At 58.7% G+C, this 17,891-nt stretch carries 17 protein-coding genes; 14 read left to right on the forward strand and 3 right to left on the reverse strand.

Annotation, left to right across the window (positions count from 1 at the left end; translation table 11 throughout):
• The first annotated feature begins 151 nt into the window (after window positions 1–151).
• The 7 genes from rpmI (at window position 152) to OHL19_RS15975 (ending at window position 5,905) form a co-directional block, all read left to right on the forward strand.
• Complete coding sequence (gene rpmI / locus OHL19_RS15945) at window positions 152–349, forward strand: 50S ribosomal protein L35 (protein ID WP_263358712.1); 198 nt, start codon at window positions 152–154, stop codon at window positions 347–349.
• Window positions 350–535: 186 nt separating this feature from the next.
• Window positions 536–910 carry a 50S ribosomal protein L20 gene (gene rplT, locus OHL19_RS15950; RefSeq protein WP_263358713.1) on the forward strand — a complete coding sequence of 125 codons (375 nt, stop codon included), beginning with the start codon at window positions 536–538 and terminating at the stop codon, window positions 908–910.
• A gap of 167 nt (window positions 911–1,077) precedes the next feature.
• Window positions 1,078–2,160, forward strand: a complete 1,083-nt coding sequence (gene pheS / locus OHL19_RS15955; protein WP_263358714.1) for a phenylalanine--tRNA ligase subunit alpha — start codon at window positions 1,078–1,080, stop codon at window positions 2,158–2,160.
• Window positions 2,157–2,519, forward strand: a complete 363-nt coding sequence (locus OHL19_RS15960) for a four helix bundle protein (RefSeq protein WP_263358715.1) — start codon at window positions 2,157–2,159, stop codon at window positions 2,517–2,519. Before pheS ends, OHL19_RS15960 begins: the two co-directional genes overlap by 4 nt.
• A 68-nt stretch (window positions 2,520–2,587) precedes the next feature.
• The gene (gene pheT / locus OHL19_RS15965; RefSeq protein ID WP_263358716.1) at window positions 2,588–4,729 is read left to right on the forward strand and encodes a phenylalanine--tRNA ligase subunit beta; all 2,142 of its coding nucleotides are present in this window, start codon (window positions 2,588–2,590) and stop codon (window positions 4,727–4,729) included.
• A gap of 99 nt (window positions 4,730–4,828) precedes the next feature.
• The gene (locus OHL19_RS15970; protein WP_263358717.1) at window positions 4,829–5,569 is read left to right on the forward strand and encodes a hypothetical protein; all 741 of its coding nucleotides are present in this window, start codon (window positions 4,829–4,831) and stop codon (window positions 5,567–5,569) included.
• Window positions 5,570–5,578: 9 nt separating this feature from the next.
• A complete protein-coding gene (locus tag OHL19_RS15975; protein ID WP_263358718.1) occupies window positions 5,579–5,905 on the forward strand; it encodes a cell division protein ZapA in 327 nt (108 codons plus the stop codon).
• 31 nt (window positions 5,906–5,936) lie between these two features.
• Here OHL19_RS15975 and OHL19_RS15980 read toward each other — a convergent pair whose 3' ends face one another.
• Both OHL19_RS15980 and OHL19_RS15985 read right to left on the reverse strand, forming a co-directional pair.
• Window positions 5,937–6,167: a hypothetical protein gene (locus OHL19_RS15980; protein ID WP_263358719.1), complete on the reverse strand. Its 231-nt coding sequence runs from the start codon at window positions 6,165–6,167 to the stop codon at window positions 5,937–5,939.
• A 114-nt stretch (window positions 6,168–6,281) separates the two neighbouring features.
• Window positions 6,282–7,382, reverse strand: a complete 1,101-nt coding sequence (locus tag OHL19_RS15985; protein WP_263358720.1) for a hypothetical protein — start codon at window positions 7,380–7,382, stop codon at window positions 6,282–6,284.
• A gap of 291 nt (window positions 7,383–7,673) precedes the next feature.
• Between OHL19_RS15985 and OHL19_RS15990 the strand changes: the two genes are divergently transcribed.
• The 3 genes from OHL19_RS15990 to OHL19_RS16000 all read left to right on the forward strand — a co-directional run bounded on the left by OHL19_RS15990 (window position 7,674) and on the right by OHL19_RS16000 (window position 11,704).
• Window positions 7,674–8,630 (forward strand): catalase family peroxidase, encoded by a 957-nt coding sequence (locus OHL19_RS15990; protein WP_263358721.1) that lies wholly within the window; start codon window positions 7,674–7,676, stop codon window positions 8,628–8,630.
• A gap of 88 nt (window positions 8,631–8,718) precedes the next feature.
• Window positions 8,719–10,311: a S10 family peptidase gene (locus tag OHL19_RS15995; RefSeq protein WP_263358722.1), complete on the forward strand. Its 1,593-nt coding sequence runs from the start codon at window positions 8,719–8,721 to the stop codon at window positions 10,309–10,311.
• Between the two features lie 334 nt (window positions 10,312–10,645).
• The gene (locus tag OHL19_RS16000; RefSeq protein WP_263358723.1) at window positions 10,646–11,704 is read left to right on the forward strand and encodes a thioredoxin-like domain-containing protein; all 1,059 of its coding nucleotides are present in this window, start codon (window positions 10,646–10,648) and stop codon (window positions 11,702–11,704) included.
• 1 nt (window position 11,705) lies between these two features.
• Here the strand turns inward: OHL19_RS16000 and OHL19_RS16005 are convergent, their stop codons facing one another.
• Window positions 11,706–12,884, reverse strand: coding sequence for an acyltransferase family protein (locus tag OHL19_RS16005; protein ID WP_263358724.1), 1,179 nt, complete (start codon window positions 12,882–12,884; stop codon window positions 11,706–11,708).
• 460 nt (window positions 12,885–13,344) lie between these two features.
• Here OHL19_RS16005 and OHL19_RS16015 point away from each other — a divergent pair, with 460 nt between their 5' ends.
• From OHL19_RS16015 to OHL19_RS16030, 4 genes are all read left to right on the forward strand, one after another.
• Window positions 13,345–14,151, forward strand: a complete 807-nt coding sequence (locus OHL19_RS16015; protein WP_263358725.1) for a prolipoprotein diacylglyceryl transferase — start codon at window positions 13,345–13,347, stop codon at window positions 14,149–14,151.
• Between the two features lie 10 nt (window positions 14,152–14,161).
• Window positions 14,162–15,244: an RluA family pseudouridine synthase gene (locus OHL19_RS16020; protein ID WP_263358726.1), complete on the forward strand. Its 1,083-nt coding sequence runs from the start codon at window positions 14,162–14,164 to the stop codon at window positions 15,242–15,244.
• Window positions 15,245–15,260: 16 nt separating this feature from the next.
• Window positions 15,261–16,292, forward strand: coding sequence for a VWA domain-containing protein (locus OHL19_RS16025; protein ID WP_263358727.1), 1,032 nt, complete (start codon window positions 15,261–15,263; stop codon window positions 16,290–16,292).
• A gap of 195 nt (window positions 16,293–16,487) precedes the next feature.
• Entirely contained in the window at window positions 16,488–17,789 is a 1,302-nt protein-coding gene (locus tag OHL19_RS16030; RefSeq protein ID WP_263358728.1) for an MFS transporter, read from the forward strand.
• Window positions 17,790–17,891 lie beyond the last annotated feature (102 nt).

Genomic DNA, 17,891 nt, shown 5'->3' on the forward strand with positions numbered 1-17,891 from the left:
CGCCCCAATCTCCCCCTGATTTTCACCCGGCACGCATCGAATAGCAGTAAATCCCCGCTTGCGATATACTCAGTAAATCCGCTTTACGCGCAGGGGGATCCCTGTCCGTAGCGAGTTGCAGGGGCAACCCTGCTGGAATGACGAGAAAATCATGCCCAAACTGAAGACACACACGGGTGCTGCAAAGCGCTTCTCCAAGACTGGTTCTGGCAAGATCAAGCGCCACCAGACCAAGATGCGCCACATCCTTACGTCCAAGCTTCCCAAGACGAAGCGCAAGCTCGGTAAGAGCCTGATCGTCTCCGATGCTGACTACGATAAGGTAGCCCGCATGATCCCCTACGCCTGATAGGCTGCCGTCCCGCAAGGGACGAACAGATCGGGCCAGCGCAAATGCGTCGCGCAGCCCCGAAAGCCAAAGCTTTCGATTTAGGTAAGAAAAGCGAGTGAAGAGGTTCCAAAGTTTTGTTCCGCCAGGAACAAAGCCTCCTGCCTCCAGCCGCGAACACAGTAACGCAAAAAAGGAGCAAACACTATGCCTCGCGTAAAACGTGGCACTAAACGGTCTGACCGCCGTAAAAAGATTCTCAAGCGCGCCAGTGGATACTTCCTCACGAAATCCAAGCTGTATCAGGCCGCTCAGGAAGCCGTCGAGCGCGGACTCAAGTTCGCCTACACAGGTCGCCGCCAGAAAAAGCGTCAATATCGCTCGCTCTGGATCGTCCGTATCTCGGCCGCAGCTAAGCTCAACAAATTCAGCTATTCCCAGTTGATCAACGGCCTCAAAAAGGCCGGCATCGAGCTGGATCGCAAGATCCTCGCCGACATCGCAGTTCAGGATGCCCCCGGTTTTACACGCCTCGTAGAGCAAGCCAAAGCCGCTCTCGAAGCCGAAAAATCCGCAAAGTAGTTTCACTGCTCGAAAGCAATTGAAAGCAAAGGCCCGGAGCATTCCTCCGGGCCTTTGCTTTTTTCTCTTGAGCCATACCATTCGTAGTGCGGGAAACAGCCATCGCAACCTCTTCCCAACTCGAAGAAGCATCCGCCCCACGCAGTGATTTATCCTGCTGATTGCGCATGATGAACGACGAAAAACTCAACTACGACCAATCCTTCGCCCAACTTGAGGCAGAGGCCCGCCAGGCCGCAGCATCCCTGGCCTCGCCGGAAGCAGTAGAAAACTTCCGCCTCGAATGGCTGGGCCGCAAACAGGGCCGCCTCAAGCAGCTATCCGACCAGTGGCTCAAGTCCGCCCCGGTTGATGCCAAAAGGGAACTGGGCCAGCGCTTCAACGCCCTCAAGACCCTCGTCGAAGGCCTCCTCGAAGCCGCCGCAGGTGCAGGCCCAACCGACGCCGCCCTGGCTGCGGAAGCCATCGACATCACCCTCCCCGGCACCCGCCGTCTCACCGGCGCGGAGCATCCCATCACCCGCACCATGAATGAGTTGATCGGCATCTTCGCGGGTCTGGGCTACTCCGTCGGCGTCGGCCCTGAAGTCGAAACCGACTACTACAACTTCGAGTCCATGAACTTCCCGCCCGGCCACCCCGCGCGCGATACCCAGGACACGCTGGTCATCGCCAATCAGGATCGCCGCAGCCTTCGCGAACGCCTACTCCTGCGCACTCACACGTCCCCCGTTCAAATGCGGACGATGGAGCAGCAGCCGCCTCCGATCCGCATCGTAATCCCCGGCAAAGTTCACCGCAACGACGCAGCAGACGCCACCCACTCGCCCGTCTTTCACCAGGTTGAGGGTCTCTGCGTGGACACCAACATCACCTTCAGCGATCTCAAAGGCACCCTCGACCACGCCATGAAGGCGCTCTTCGGCTCCAGCGTCAAGACGCGTTTCTTCCCATCGTTCTTCCCCTTCACCGAGCCATCGGCCGATGTCCAGATATCCTGCATCTTTTGCGGCGGCAAAGGCTGCCGTAAGTGCAAGCACTCCGGCTGGATCGAGCTGCTGGGCTGCGGCATGGTTGACCCGGCAGTCTTCGCCTTCGCCGCAGAAAAGCAGCCCGGCTACGACCCAAAGAAGATCTCCGGCTTCGCCTTCGGCATGGGCGTAGAACGCATCGCCATGATGAAATACGGCGTCAGCGACATAGGCCAGTTCTACTCAGGAGACATGCGCTTCCTGGAACAATTCGCATGAGCAGAACCAGGAACTACCGTGATCTGCTCGTCTGGCAAAAAGCGATGGAGTTGGCACGCGAAGCCTACACCCGAACGGAAGAGTTTCCAGCCTCTGAAACCTTTGGCCTGCGGCAACAAATCCGCCGTTCCGCCGTTTCTGTGCCGAGTAATATCGCAGACGGCCACGGACGTCTCGCTGATGCCGACCTGCGAAAATTCCTGGCTGCTGCGAGAGGATCTGTCTACGAAATGCAGACACAGGTCGAGTTGGCAAAAGATCTAAAATTTCTGAATTCCGAAAATGCAGACCATCTGCTCAGCCTGTCCACAGAAGTAGCCAAACTGACAAACGGGCTGTTAGCCGTTCTGCAGAACTGATGCGAACTCCACAAATCTTGCTAACCAGCCAATGCGCGCAGCGCGCTAACTAGCTAAAAGGCAATCCCATGAAAATCCTAACCACCTGGCTCCGCGCCCTGCTTACCGACATCCCGGTCGACGACCACAAACTCGCCGAAGACCTTACCCTGCGCGGCATCGCCGTTGAGGGCATTCACAGCCTCGGGGCAACAAGCGGTGTGCCCAACGGCCACCTCTTCGAGATGGACATCACCACCAACCGCGTCGATGCCATGAACCACTACGGAGTAGCCCGCGAAGTGGCTGCTATTTACGGCCTGACTCTGCCGCCAGGCGCAGCCCCGCTGCCGCAATCTAAGCCGGCAGCCAGTCCATTCTCAGTCAGGATCGAAGCTCAGGACGCATGTGGCCGTTTCACCGCCCGAGTCCTCCGCAACGTAAAGATTCAAACCGGCGCAGCCGACGGCCCAATCAGCAAGCTCGCCGACCGCTTCTTCAAGCTTCTCGAACAGAAGCAAATCTCCAACGCCGTAGACGCCACCAACTTCGCGTGGCTCGCCATGGGCCAACCCACCCACGCCTTCGACCTCGACAAGATTGAGGGCGGCATCGTCGTCCGCCGCGCCGCCAAAGGCGAAAAGCTCAAGACCCTCGACGGCATCGAACGCACCCTCGACCCCGAAGACCTGATCGTCGCCGACCACGTCAAGCCGCTCGCACTCGCAGGCGTCATGGGCGGTTGGGAAACCATGATCACCCCGGCCACCACCAACATCCTTGTCGAAGCCGCCTGGTTCGGTCAGGTCGCCGTCCGCCGCACCGCACGCCGCCACGGATTGCACACCGACGCCTCCCATCGTTTCGAACGCGGCGCGGACATCAACGCCTGCATCCTCGCCTCCGATATCGTCTCCTCCATCATCCTTGAAAACGGCGGCCACATCGACGGCGATCTGGTGGATATAACTGTTCCCGCAATCCTCTCCAAAACCGCCAATCGCAAGTCCATCGAACTGGCTCTAAGCGAGGTCCACCGCCTGCTGGGAACAACACTCGACCAGAACGGCATCTCTGCCTCCATCGTCGAGCAGGTTCTGAATGCCCTCGGTTGCTCACTCGTCGAAACCCGCCCCAATCACTGGCAGGTCACCCTCCCCAGCTGGCGCCTCGACCTCGACCGCGAGATCGATCTCATTGAAGAGGTCGCGCGTGTCTACGGCTATAACCGCTTCGCCAACACGCTTCCATCCTTCGCCGGAGCAGTCCTCGAACTGTCCCATGCCAATAAGGAAACCGCCGTCCGCCGCACCCTCCTCGCCGCCGGTTTCCACGAAGCTATCTCCAGCACCTTCACCTCAGCCGCGGACGCCGCTCTCTGCGCTCCCCAGCCCAGCCAGATCGTCCCCCTCGGCAACCCGCTCAGCGAAGAAGCCGGAGTCATGCGCGCCTCACTCATCCCCGGCATGATCACCATGATCGGCGGCAACCTCCATCGCGACGTCAGCGATGTCCGCCTCTTTGAACTAGGTGCCGTTTTTTCAGGAGCAACGGAAAAAGGCACCGTAGAAAAAGTAGACGAGCGCCCGGCCATCTCTATCGGAGCCACCGGCAGCCTGCCCCAACAAGGCCCGCACCAGGCCGCCCGTGCCCTCGACTTCTACGACCTCAAAGGCATCGTCGAACAGCTTCTGGCTCGCTTCCAGGCCAAGACCGTCTATTTCGACAGCTTTCCAGCCGAATCCGGTATCACTCCGCAGTGGCTCCATCCCTACCGCGCCGCCCGCGCCGTGGTGGAGGGAACCACCGTCGGCTGGTTTGGCCAGCTTCACCCGCGTCTGGCCTCCGAACGCAAGCTCAAAGAGACCGTCCTGGTCGGCGAACTCTACCTCGACCGCCTCTACCGTCTGCCCTTGCGCAAGCCGTCCGTCCGCGAAATCTCGCGCTTCCAACCCGTCCGCCGCGACTTCTCGCTGGTGGTTCCAGCCCGCACGCAGTGGGCTGAATTGGACGCCGCACTCGCCGCCTCAGGTCTGCCCGAACTCATTGACTGGCGAGTCCGCGAAGTCTTTCATCCCGCCAAGCAACCGGGCATCTCCGAGGAATACGCACTGCTCCTCGGCGCCACCTTTCAGGCCTCCGACCGAACACTTCGCGAAGAAGAGCTGCAAGCCTTTTCCGCCCGTGTTGTCGAGGTAGTTTCAACCACCGGAGCCCGTCTGCGTAGCTGACCGGTTTTCCTCACCCAACGGTTTTATACTCACAGGGTGCCGCTCCGTTGTTTCCAGGAGAAAAGGCAAGAGACGCATCAGGCCCGCACGGAGGAAATTATGGCATTATTGCCCATGGAGCCACGCACTGGCGTGATCGAAAGTCAGGAAAGCATGTTCGACGAACCGATCCACTTTCCGGACCAGGAATTCGATGAGCCTGCAGAAGAAATCGAGCCCCTCGAACAGCCCGAAGCCATCGAAGATGAGATAGAAGAAGAGTTTCCCGCTGAAATTTCAGCCGAAGCGGAAGAAGAACCCGCACTTCACTCTTACGCACCAGAAGAGGCAGCCCCCTACATCGCGCCACAGCAAGCCACGCTTCTACAGGCAGCAGAGCCTAAGCAGGAGATTCCAGTTTCCTCTCAGCCTGCCGCCGAACATACTGCGGAACATGCCGCCGGGCAGGAAAGCCATTTCATCGCCTCGGAGCACGTCGCCTCTGAGCCCGTTTCTTCTGAGATAGCGTCCGAGACAGCCGTCGACGCCTCAGCCCTCCCGTTCACCGCCGACGATTTCACCGCCCTCGAAGAGCGTGTCCTCCGCGCCGTCGATCTGGTGCGCCGTGAACGCGTCGTGCGCAACACCGCCGAGGAGCGCGCCGCCGCCTCTGAAGCCCGCGCCGTAGCCGCTGAAGCCCACGCTACTACTCTCGAAGCTCAGCTCGAAGCCCAGATTTCGGAACAAAGCCCATTGATCAAACAGCTCAATCAGGAGATCGACGCGCTCCGCTCCGAGCGGGAACAGGTTCGCCTGCGCGTAGAGCGGCTACTCGGCCAGCTCGACGCACTCGAACTCTAAGAGGGCCTCATGACGAAAGAGAAAGCCGAAACTCCGTACGTCACCGTCGACATCTATGACCAGGCTTACCACCTGTCTGGTCAGGATCTCGCCCAGGTACGTGCCCTGGCCGCTCGCGTCGACGACCGCATGCGCGCCGTCGCTTCTCACGGACGCACCGCCGACTCCCTGCGCGTAGCCGTGCTGGCCGCGCTCAACTTCGCCGACGAACTCACCCGCGCCGAAGAAGAACTCTCCAAACTGAAAAACTCACTGGATGTAGTCGAAGCATCCCATCTCAAGGCTCGCGCCACCAACCTGCGTGGCCTCCTCGATATCGTGCTCGCTGAAGAATAAAAGACAGAATTTAGTCTTTTTCGGAAGTAAACTACTTCCCGCCCAGCATCACCGCCGAGCCGCAGAACGACTCAAACCATCGGCTGATATACACCTGTGCGTGAGCTTCGCCGCAAAAGTGGAGAGCATGGGGCTTCCCAGCCTGCTCCTCGGTCCATTTGCACACCGCCAGCTTCGCGTCACTACAGTGAATGACAAACCATCGAATCGGCGCCGAGCTTTCCAGGGCGCAGATTTCACACTTATAAATTGTACCGATCAAAACTTCCTCCAGCATATTCAGGAACGGGTAGACATAAGGTAGCGGAACAGCCCAATTGTACCGGCACCATGTGCGACTCTCATAGAAAAGTGCAATTGCCACTCCTACTCGGAGTTACTGCTTTATCGGGATGATGCCTGGGGAACTGGCTTCCGGAAGAGTTGTCCTCGTAAAAGATCGGATCAGGCTCTCAAGAAACGCGAAAAATACCTCCACCGCATATCCCACCAGAAATGCCAGCGCCAAAGGAGACGCGTTGGCGTGAGCCGTGAACCCTCCAAAGAGCCCAATCACCGTCCCACCTATCGCGGCAATCACAAAGCGGGCCGAGTTTGCAGCAGAAGGCGTAAATGTCCGGTTGCCCATCTGGTCTTCGAATGTTCGCAGCAGATACGCGCAGGTTCCCAGCAACGCGTACAGAATCGGCAAAATACACGAGTTCAAAGCCCCATAAAACGTCGCGGTATCGTTCATGATGTTCTGAGCGAAAAACCGCACGTCCTGATAAGTCAGGGTCATGTTATCTCTCTCGGCTGCAAGATCTTCGAGAGGGATATGCAACTCGAACTTTTTTTTGAGGTCCGCGGCTCGTTCTATCTCATTCGACCCCGTTGCATTCAGAGGCGGAGGAACCCCGACATGGGGAATCACAAACCGGTTCAACCTCCGCGAGCGGGCATAAATCGATCGCACCGTAGAGGCATATTCCTGCAAATCTGCAATCTCAGTACTTGTTCCCACATCGCTTCGTGCCGGAGGCCCAAGCTCTGTAGTCAACTTCACCACCAAAGCATTGGCCGTCGTGATATCGGTGCGAATCGCATCGGAGATATTCGACGTGATAAACATCAAAATCGAAGCGGGAATAATCACCGCCGACAAAATAACGGCCCATACCAGGTAGGTGCGCATCGTCGGGCGGCTATCGGAGTGACACGCGTATAGGCTCGCCGCAGTCACCGGCTTCAACCTGGCCGCCAGCCCGGTAAGAGCCAGCAATAGTTTTGCGACTGTATCGTCCGTCAAGCCGTGATGATACTCAGTCCTCGCTCGCAGAATCGCAGACCGTGTATCGGCATCGACCTCCACTCCAGTTTCGGCCGCATGCTTCAGCAGCCTCTCGGCATCTTCAAGTGCTTCTTTGAAATAAGAGGGGGATTCGCCTTTGACGCCTGTATGGCGGGGTTCTACTTCGACAGACTCCGTACCGTTCACTGAGTGCCTCGTCTCTGTTTCGGATAAGTCTGCCCTTTCGAGCCGCTATTCGCAACCAGATTCGTACTGAACCCCCAAAGCCGTATAAATAGCCAGCCGAGAATCATCCAATCAGCAGATCCAATTAACGGATCTAATCAACTGCTCGATCCAGCCAATCGAATGTATTCCAGCCCGCGCTGCAAATTTCACACCACAATCGAATCGTTCTTGACTAGAGTTATTCGACAGGGAAGCCTCAGGACAGCAAGCTGACCATGCCTTCCCATCCAGACTCAGAGGAGAACGACCATGCCATTGCCTACCGACGAAAAGCTCCTGGCCCTCGCACAGGATCTGCTGAACCAGTTCGACACCCTCTTCGGGGAACATCCTGGCTTCCGCCCTGCCCACGCCAAGGGAATTCTGCTGACGGGCAAATTCACGCCCACGCCCACGCCCGAAGCGAAATCCTTATCGCGCGCTCCCCACCTCAATCGCGAGTCGACGCCCGTCACCGTACGCTTTTCCAACTCGACCGGCATCCCCTTAATTCCAGATAACGATCCAAACGCCGACCCACGCGGCATGGCCACCCGCTTCCATCTCGCCGAGCGCGTCCACACCGATATCGTCAGCCACTCCACCGACGGATTCCCAACCCACACCGGCGCCGAGTTTCTGGAGCTTTTACGTGCCATCGCCACCACCAGCCCCGACTCGCCGCACCCCAATCCCATTGAGCAGTTCCTCGGCACCCATCCCGCAGCGCTCGCCTTCGTGCAGGCACCCAAACCCGCGCCCTCCAGCTTCGCCAATGAGGCATTTTTCGGCGTTACCGCCATGCACTTCATCAACGCCGACGGAGCAGCACGCTACGGCCGCTATCGCATCGTCCCCCAGGCGGGCGCAGATCATCTAAGCCCCGAAGCAGCCGCAGCCAAATCCGCAAATTATCTCTTCGATGAACTCACCGCACGCATCGCTCATAGCTCTATCCGCTTCGGCATTCATGTACAGCTTGCCGATCCCGAAGACATCGTCGATGACGCCACCATTCACTGGCCTGAAACCCGAACCCTGCTGGAGCTCGGCACGCTCGAACTAACCGCCCTCGTAGCCGACGACGCCCAGGAGCAGAAGCACATCATCTTCGATCCCATCCCACGCGTCGATGGCATCGAGCCCTCAGCCGATCCGCTCCTGGAGCTCCGCGCAGCAATCTATCTGCTCAGCGGCCGTCGCCGCCGGTCTGCCCCAGCGCAGTAACCGTCAAACCTTCGTATCCACACCAAAGTCAGACAGATCGACGAGTGCGTATGGACGAACACTTAACCCGAGGATGTATCGTATCCCTATGCTGCGTACATCCTCGCCCCAACGCCCTGCCATCGCGCTCCTGAGCGCATTGCTCTCATTTACCCTGCTGTGTTGTGTCGCATCGCCCCTGCAGGCAGCCGCCCAGTCCGATAAGGACAAGCCCTCAGACAAGTCGGCAAAATCAGATAAATCCGGCTCCGAAAAATCAGACTCCGACAAGTCTGCCACCGAGCGAAGCACCCGCCCGCCACTGCCCGCCGACGCCCATACGCAGCAGACGATTGAGTTCGAAGGCAAGACCATTCACTACACCGTCACCGTCGGCAAACTGCCCGTCTATGACTCCGAAGGCAAAACCAGTGGCGAAGTCGTCTACACCGCCTATACCGTCGATAACGGTGCGAGTTCCGGCACGCGTCCCGTCACCTTCGCCCTCAACGGCGGCCCCGGTGCCTCGTCCGTCTATCTCAACTTCGGCGCCATCGGCCCCAAAACGCTCCATGTCGGCAATGATGGCGACAGCCCCTCCGATCCTGCCACACTGTACGACAATCCCGGTACCTGGCTCGACTTCACCGATCTCGTCTTCATCGATCCCATAGGCACCGGCTTTAGCCGCTCGCTGGTCTCCAAAGAAGAAACCAAGAAGCAGTTCTACAGCCCCACTCCGGATATCGAATATCTCTCCCGCGTCATCTACGACTGGCTCGTGAATAACGATCGCCTCACCTCCCGCAAGTATCTCGTCGGCGAAAGCTACGGCGGCTTCCGCGGTCCGCGCATCACCCACTTCCTGCAATCGCAGCTAGGCGTCGCCATGAATGGTGTAGTGCTCGTCTCGCCCTACCTGAATCCGGCAATCGACGAGAACGCAGAAATGTCCCCCATCCCGTGGATGGTCACTCTGCCGCCCATCGCCGCCGCCCATCTTGAGCGCGAACACAAGCTGACCCCCGCCGCTATGGCCGATGTCATCGCCTATACGCGCGGAGAATACGCCACCGACCTGCTCAAAGGCCGCAGCGATCCAGAAGCCACACCCCGTCTGATCAAAAAAGTCACCGACCTCACCGGCCTCGACCCCGAATTCGTCAAATACTCCGGAGGACGCCTCGAAACCGGCGCCTACCTCCGCGAAGCGCATCGCGAAGAGGGCAAACTCAGCTCCATCTACGACTCGAATGTAACTTCCTTCGATCCCTTCCCGTTCTCGCCCGATCAGCGCGCCAACGACCCCATCCTCGCCAGCATTGTCGCTCCCACCACCACGGCAATGGTTGATTTCGTAACCCGTGTCGTTGGCTGGAAAGTCGATGCCCGCTACAACGCTCTCTCCGATGAAGTGAACAGAGAATGGGATCGCGGCGACGATCTCCGCACCGGCTCCGTTTCGCAATTGCGCGAAGCAGTTGCCGCCGACCCCAAGCTGCGCATCCTCATCGTCCACGGCTGGAACGATCTCTCATGCCCCTTCATGGGCTCCATCCTGACCGTCGATGAAATGCCCATCATGGGCGATCCAGCCCGCGTTTCCGTCAGGGAATACCCCGGCGGCCACATGTTCTACACTCGCCCCAGCAGCCGCACCGATCTGCACGCCGACGTAAAAGCAATGTTCAGCCAGCACTAAACTCAATACCCTCAAGTCAGCTAACTCACCGGCCACAAGACTTACTAACTAGCCCAGCAGCAAATCACCAGATGTAACAAACCAACAACGCCCTAGGACTTAAATCTCCGGGGGCGTTGTTGCGTAGTAGGCCAGTCCACATACAGCATCGACATTCAGAACCTTGCTCCCGCCCTTAGCCCTTGCCCTTGCAGTTGCCTTTCTGGCTGTCATTCCCGAAGGGAATCTGCTGTTAGCTCTCAAACAAAACAAAAACCAACCCAAACAACTCCTTCTTTTTATAAAAATCAAATCGAACAGCCATGTTACATTGAGTTCGATCCCCGGAGACCTCATGTATCGCATAGCTTCTTTAGCCTTGTTATTAACTGCTGCCTTCCCATCCCTGGTATTCGCGCAATCAGCCACAGCACTTACCTCCAATACCGCGCCCGCCGATTCCAAGGCAGGTAAGACTTTCGCCAGGGCCGCCAAAGAATTCGAAGATCGTAAGTACGGTCTCGCATCGGCCGACTTTCGCAAGGCAGATCAACTGGATGGCGGTCACTGTGTCTCCTGCCAACTACAGGCTTATAAATCCGCAAAATTGATGGGAGATTTCACCACCGCGCACGACGAGGCGACTCTACTGATGAACTCCGTCGTCACCCCCGAAGACAAAGCCGAAGTACATTACCTCATCGGCGACGTCTGTCTCGCTGAAGGTGGAGACCGCATCTTCGACAAGCCATTTCAGGATGCGGAAAGCGAGTTCCATGCCGCCCTGGAACTGCAGCCTGAAAAGCCGAACTGCGTTTACGGCGATGGACTAGCCCTGGCTCACCTGCACCAATACGAAAAAGCCCGCGAACGATTCAAGCAGTACATGAAGCTCTCCTCGCCCACCGATTTGCAATATGCTCACGCGAAGTTATTCGCCGTTCAGCCCGAGCTCGCGCGCAAACGCGTTGCTCCCAACTTTCACGTCGTGGCAATGGATGGCAGCCCCATCGCGATGGAGAGCCTAGCAGGCAAGGTCATCCTCATCGATTTCTGGGCCACCTGGTGCGCCCCATGCATGAAGGCCCTGCCACATCTGCGCGAAATCGCCGAAGAGTTCAAAGGACAGCCACTCGTAGTCATCAGCGTCAGCGTGGACAACGACGAATCCACCTGGAAAAACTTCGTCGCTAAAAATAACATGACCTGGCTTCAATATCGCGATGGCGGCTTTGACGGACCGATAGCCACCGCATTCAACGTCAAGGCAATTCCAACCACCTTCACCGTAGACACCGACGGCTTCGTTCAAGACCGGCAGGTAGGAGACGGCGACATCGAAACCACCCTCAAGCGATTAGTCACGCAGGCATCCGACGCCGCCAATCACAAGACGCTGGCAGAGATCCGCTGAATCACTGACTTTCCTCCGCCAGCCGAACGATAACTTCCTCTTCCGGAAGATGCCCCGGCGTGCCATCCTCTTTTTTTCGCATCAGGCGATGCCGAAGATTCTGCGCAGGCATTTCAATCAGCCGCCACGAGAGTTCGCTCAGGATAAGTGAAATGACGAGTATTGAAAGAACAAGCAAAATATCGACACCGACGCCCTGCGGTAAGTTAGCCAGGGTTCCATGAACGCGGCTGGCCTGAACCGCAACGCGTAGCGGTCCGTGAATCAGGTAAAGCGCATAGCTGCGTCTGCCCAGATAAGTCATGACCGGGTTTCCAAAAAATCTGGCCAGGCCGGAAGGCAATGCAGATTCAAGGGCTCCAAAGATCAGCATCGATGTCAGTACGATCGCAGGCGGAATAGCAAAAATCTGGCTCCACTTACTGATCGGGGCCAGGCTGCCATGAAAAGCAAAGAAGATGCAGCAAAGCAGAGCCGCCGCGACAATCGCGATTCTGCGCCACCAGTTTGCCAGGAAGCGTTGCACTTCAGGCAGAGTGATGCCCACCGCAAGCGCCGCGCCGATCGATAGCCCATCGATACGTGTCGGCGTAATTTTAAAGATAATTTCACCGCGCACATAAATTACCGCCAGCAAAACACGCAGCAACTCTGACGCCACCACAAGCGCTAACGCCAGCTTCAGCAGTGTTACCTTGTTCAGACGCTTTGCCGCCTGGGGCCACAGAAAATAAAACTGCTCTTCCACGGCGAGCGACCAGATGTGCCCCAGCCACGGCATCTCCGTCTGGGTCACAGCAGTCCAATTCGCCAGGAAAAAAATCGCCGGTAATACGTAGCCGCTCGTAACGTGAATCTGCGGTGCAAAATAGTGTGCGGCCACCAATGTGATCGTAAAAATGACAGCAAACGCTGGCAGAATTCGAAACGCTCGACGCAGATAAAAATTGCTCCAGAACCCCGGTTCCGAGCGATCTTTGAGAATAATGCCCGTAATCAGAAATCCGGACAAAACGAAGAAGACATCGACCCCAAGCCAACCTGCAAGCATGAGATTATCGATCGCGAGAAGGACCGGATTCCTGCTGATCCCCAGGCCAATAATCGAGCCCAGATGATCGGCCAGCACCGCAGCGATGGCGAAGCCACGAATGCCATCCAGTTGCGACAATCTCCTCAAGATAAACCTCCGGAATCGTTTATAAAATTTTGCTCAAACCAGCATGTGCCCTGCGATGGTTACCTCCATTGAAACGAAAGTACCTCCCAGATAGCTCCATCATATCCTCCGCCCGAAACCGATCTTTGTTTCGAAAGCAACAAGTAAGCTCCGCGATTTCCACCGACTTGCCATTCTGAGCGACATGCCATAGCATCCAACTCAGAGACCGACCTGCAAAGCAGGTGAGTTCGTTAACGCTGGTTGAACCAACATTCATTGAACAGGGACTCGACTCGAAAAATCGCTTCTGTGTGCCGTGCCCACCAGTCTGGGATGCCTAATGAAGCGCGGAGAGTCCCGCCGTCTTAGGACGGGTTCACCAGCGCACAGACTCACGGCCAAGTGGGTCGGTATCTACCTTTAAGCCAGGCGGCATCTGCCGTCTCGGAAACAGTTTCGCAAACCTAAATTCTCTCCCGTGCATCCAGTCCTCTTCCAGCTCGGTCCCTTCGTCATACCCACCTACGGAGCAGTCGCGGCACTCGGCGTCTTCCTCGCCCTCGCCCTTGCTCAGTTCACTGCAAAGCGTGTGAATCTCGATCCGCGCCACGCCTGGAACATGCTAGTTCTCGCCATCTTCGCAGCGCTCGCCATCTCGCGCCTGCTTCTCATCGTCATGAACCTGAGCGATCTCCGCCGTCATCCAGCCTGGCTGCTGGCCGTCGCCATGGTCCACCACCCGCTGCTATCCGCCGCTGGCATCGTCGCAGGATCAGCCGCGGTCCTCGCCTACATCCGCTGGGCAAAGCTGCCCATACGCGCCGTCGCCGATTGCCTCGCCGCACCGCTCTCCCTCGGCATGGCCGCCGAACAACTCGGCGCACTCCTCGCAGGCAGCGACTACGGCCGCGAAATCGAGGCCACATCCTCCGCCACGCATCTGTTCGTCGTTTACACCAACCCCCTCGCCGCCCGCTGGAGCGGAGCCCCGCTCAACGTCGCCGTTTATCCCGTCCAGGTCTACGCCGCCATCGGAGCCCTCGCCGTAGCCGTCCTCACCTTCGCCGGCCTTTTTTACAAGCGCCGGCAGCCAGGGGACATCGCCGGAATCTGGCTCATCGCCACCGGCATCGTTCTCTTCGCCACAGAACTCTTTCGCGACTGGGAAGGCCGCGGTGTTTTCGCCAATGCCCTCGTCGATACGCCGCAACTGGTAGCCTTAGGAATGGTGTTGTGCGGCGGCCTCTTACTGATCGACTGGCAGCCCGCGCATCGCACCGCCTGAAAGGCAATCTGTGCAAGAAGAAGAACTCATTCCCGAAGTAGAGACTTACCTTGTTCCCGTCGAAGTCGCAGGCTGGCGGCTCGACCAGTTTCTCGTTGGTGAACTGGACGGCGTCAGCCGCTCCCGCGTTCAGCAGCTCATCGAGCAGGGCGATATCCTCGTCGAAGGCAAGCGCGAAAAAGCCTCCTTCAAACTGCGCGGCGGAGAAGCCGTCACCGTCCACGGCCAGCAGCACGTAGAGCCGCTCCACGCTCACCCCGAAGATATCCCGCTCGAAATCGTCTACGAAGACGACGACCTCGCCGTGGTCAATAAACCCGCAGGCATGATGGTCCACGCCGGCTCCGGAGCCACCGACGAAGCCCGCAGCGGCGGCACCCTCGTCAACGCGCTCCTGCACCACTTCAAGCAGCTTTCCGGCATCGGCGGCGAACTCCGCCCCGGCATCGTCCATCGCCTCGACAAGGAAACCAGCGGCCTCATCCTCATCGCCAAAAACGATGCCGCCCACGAAGCGCTCGCCGAGATGTTCGCCAGCCGCGAAGTCGTCAAGACCTACATCGCGCTCGTTCACGGCGTTCTCCCCGAAGATGGAGCCACCATCATGGCCCCCATCAGTCGCGACACCGTCCGCCGCACCCGCATGACCACCCGCCGCCTTGAAGGCGCGCGCCACGCCGTATCCCACTACCGCGTCGTCTCCCGTCTCGAAAACCGCTTCGGCAAATTCACACTCACCCGCGTACGCATCGAGACCGGACGCACCCACCAGATCCGCGTCCACATGGCCTCCATCAGCCACCCCGTCGTGGGCGACAGCCTCTACGGAGCGCCCGCCAAAATCCTCTCTCTGCCTCTCAGCTCCACGCGCAAAGCCCCCATTGAGAAGCTGGAACTGGGCCGCAACTTCCTCCACGCCGCCGAACTGGAATTCACCCACCCCATCTCCCGCAAGCAGATCAAGCTCAGCGCGCCGATGCCTAACGAACTGGAATCCTTCCTCGTCCAACTGAAAGACCCGGTATCGGATCGAGTGGCGGAACCGTCCAGCCCCGAGGAACGGGAAGAATCGCGAGACATGGATGCGTATTGATAGAATGACCGTTGACATGACCAGACACCTCGTTCTTGCAGCCGGATTGGCCTGCATCCTGAGTTCCGCCCTCGGCACAACTGCCCTTTCTGCCCAACAACCGGCACAGCAGCCCGCCCCGCCGCAAGCTCAGCAGCCACAAGCGCAGCCTCAAGTTCAGGCCCCGCCGCAAGCCCAGCCGACGCAATCCGGCAATCCCGACGATTCCAGTTTCAAAATCACCACCTCGGTCAACGAAGTTAACCTGATCTTCACCGTGACCGATCGCCACGGTGCCTTCATTCCCAATCTCAAGCAAAGCGATTTCGCCCTGCTCGACGATCAGAAGGCCCCTGCGCGCGTTACCTCCTTCACGCAGCAGACCAATCTTCCCCTGCGCGTCGGAATTCTCATCGACGCCAGCACCTCCATCCGCTCTCGCTTCCAGTTCGAGCAGCAGTCGGCCAATGAATTCCTGCTCCAGGCCCTCCGAGCCAAAAGCGACCGCGCCTTCGTGATGGGCTTCGATTCAACCCCCACCGTCACCCAGGACTGGACCAACAATCTCGATGCCCTCCAGACCGGAGTCAGCAAACTCCGACCCGGCGGCGGCACCGCGCTCTTCGACGCCGTTTACACCGCTTGCCGCGACAAACTCCTCGATCAATCGCGTGGCCAGGAGCCCGTTCGCCGCGCCATGATTCTCGTCTCGGACGGCGCAGATAACCAGAGCCGCGCCTACATCGATGACGCCATCAAGATGTGCCAGCGCGCCGAAACCATCATCTACTCCATCAGCACTAACTGGACCCCCAGCCGTGGCAAAGGCGACGACATCCTCATGAAGATGTCCAATGAAACCGGCGGCCGCGCCTTCTTCCCGCCCTCCGTCGACGAAATCTCGCTCGGCTTCACCAGCATTGAAGAGGAGCTGCGCAGCCAGTACGCGCTCACCTACACCCCCGCCGACTTCCGTGCCGACGGGGCCTTCCGAACCATCTACCTCTTCGCCAACGACCGTCGCTACTCAGTCCGCACCAAAAAAGGCTACTTCTCCCCCAAACAGTAGCTTTTTCTCTCGGCACCCCAGCCTGATCGCAAAATTGCGATCAGGCTGGGAGAAGCAAATTCCTGTGATTTCATTTACTTTTCGACATGCCTTCCGTTCCTGGGCGTCTTCCCGCCCATCCCCAACGTCTCTACCTTGGCACCTGATATTTGTCCCTCCCCAACCAGCCAGAACAAGGTATAACCAAATCAGCCCATGACCCCTGAGCCCAACACTCCCCCTGTGAGTGGTCTCGCCGCCTTCGCCTCCCGTGATTTCCGCCGTTATCAGATGGCCAGGATGTCCGTGATCATCGGCGCCGAGGCACAGACCGTCGCCGTTGCCTGGCAGGTCTACTCCATCACGCATCGCGCTCTCGATCTCGGCTACACAGGCCTCGCCCTCTTTCTTCCAGGACTGCTCTTCCTGCTCCCCGCCGGGCACGCCGCCGACCGCTACGACCGACGCATGATCATCCTCATCTGCTACGGACTTCAGATCATCTGCACCACCGCTCTCTTGACCATTGCCGTCCTCGGCCTGAAAAACATCTGGCTCATCTACGGAGTCCTTTTCCTCATTGGCCTGGGTCGCGCTTTTTCTGCTCCAGCCAGCTCCGCTCTCATCCCGCACCTCGTTCCAGAGGGCCAGTTCGTCAATGCCGTCACCTGGGGAGCAGCCATCTTCCAGCTCGCCAACATCGCCGGTCCAGCCCTCGGAGGCCTGCTCTTCACCCTCCCGCTCGGCTGGCTTGCCAGCGGAAAGCTCACCGGCCCCGGCATCGTCTACATAGCCACCCTCTGCTCTCTGCTCATTTTCGAAGTGCTGATCAGCACCATCTCCGTCCGTCTGGGCCGCATGGAGCACCGCGCCGCATCCGTCCAGGTCATCCTCGCCGGTTTCCAGTACGTGCGCCGCTCACCCATGCTCCTCGGCAGCTTTTCTTTGGATCTGTTCGTAGTCCTGCTCGGCGGAGCCACAGCGCTCATGCCCATCTTCGCTCAGGAAATCCTCCACATCGGCCCCAAAGGTCTGGGCATGTTGCGCGCCGCCCCAGCCGCAGGAGCACTGGTAATCTCCCTCGTTCTCGCCCGTTTTCCCATGCGCCGTAAGGCAGGCAGACTCCTCTTCACCGCCGTCGGCATCTTCGGAGCAGGCACCATCCTCTTCGGCCTCTCGCACAATCTCGTCCTTAGCCTCATAGCCCTCGCCATCACCGGCGGAGCCGACATGATCAGCGTCGTCATCCGCAGCTCAGTCCTGCAACTGGCCACCCCGCCAGAAATGCGCGGCCGCGTCAGCGCTGTGAACTCCCTCTTTCTCGGAGCCTCCAACGAGCTCGGCGAATTCGAGAGCGGCCTGACCGCCCAATGGATGGGAGCCGTCCGCGCCACCGTAGTCGGCGGCATCGGAGCCCTGATGGTCACCGGCATCTGGCCCCTGATCTTCCCCAAACTAAGAAAAGCCGACCAGCTAACCGCAGCCGCCCTCCGCCAGGACCTCCATCCCAGGCCATAAATGCGGGTACCCATCTGAACAGCCTCGTCCCTCCCACCCAAACCAGCCCAAATCGAATACGTCTTAGAATCCTTCCACCTCGGATCGCTCCCCTCATCCCGC

It is taken from the genome of Acidicapsa ligni, from assembly GCF_025685655.1.
In the GTDB taxonomy this organism is placed as follows: Bacteria; Acidobacteriota; Terriglobia; order Terriglobales; family Acidobacteriaceae; genus Acidicapsa; species Acidicapsa ligni.

Bases quoted from the DNA above. Each gene is read 5' to 3' on its own strand.
- OHL19_RS15990 (WP_263358721.1), top strand. From the start codon at position 7,674: ATGCCATTGCCTACCGACGAAAAGCTCCTGGCCCTCGCACAGGATCTG.
- OHL19_RS16000 (WP_263358723.1), top strand. From the start codon at position 10,646: ATGTATCGCATAGCTTCTTTAGCCTTGTTATTAACTGCTGCCTTCCCA.
- rpmI (WP_263358712.1), top strand. From the start codon at position 152: ATGCCCAAACTGAAGACACACACGGGTGCTGCAAAGCGCTTCTCCAAG.
- OHL19_RS15960 (WP_263358715.1), top strand. From the start codon at position 2,157: ATGAGCAGAACCAGGAACTACCGTGATCTGCTCGTCTGGCAAAAAGCG.
- OHL19_RS16025 (WP_263358727.1), top strand. From the start codon at position 15,261: ATGACCAGACACCTCGTTCTTGCAGCCGGATTGGCCTGCATCCTGAGT.
- OHL19_RS16030 (WP_263358728.1), top strand. From the start codon at position 16,488: ATGACCCCTGAGCCCAACACTCCCCCTGTGAGTGGTCTCGCCGCCTTC.
- OHL19_RS15970 (WP_263358717.1), top strand. From the start codon at position 4,829: ATGGCATTATTGCCCATGGAGCCACGCACTGGCGTGATCGAAAGTCAG.
- pheT (WP_263358716.1), top strand. From the start codon at position 2,588: ATGAAAATCCTAACCACCTGGCTCCGCGCCCTGCTTACCGACATCCCG.
- OHL19_RS15995 (WP_263358722.1), top strand. From the start codon at position 8,719: ATGCTGCGTACATCCTCGCCCCAACGCCCTGCCATCGCGCTCCTGAGC.
- pheS (WP_263358714.1), top strand. From the start codon at position 1,078: ATGATGAACGACGAAAAACTCAACTACGACCAATCCTTCGCCCAACTT.
- rplT (WP_263358713.1), top strand. From the start codon at position 536: ATGCCTCGCGTAAAACGTGGCACTAAACGGTCTGACCGCCGTAAAAAG.
- OHL19_RS15975 (WP_263358718.1), top strand. From the start codon at position 5,579: ATGACGAAAGAGAAAGCCGAAACTCCGTACGTCACCGTCGACATCTAT.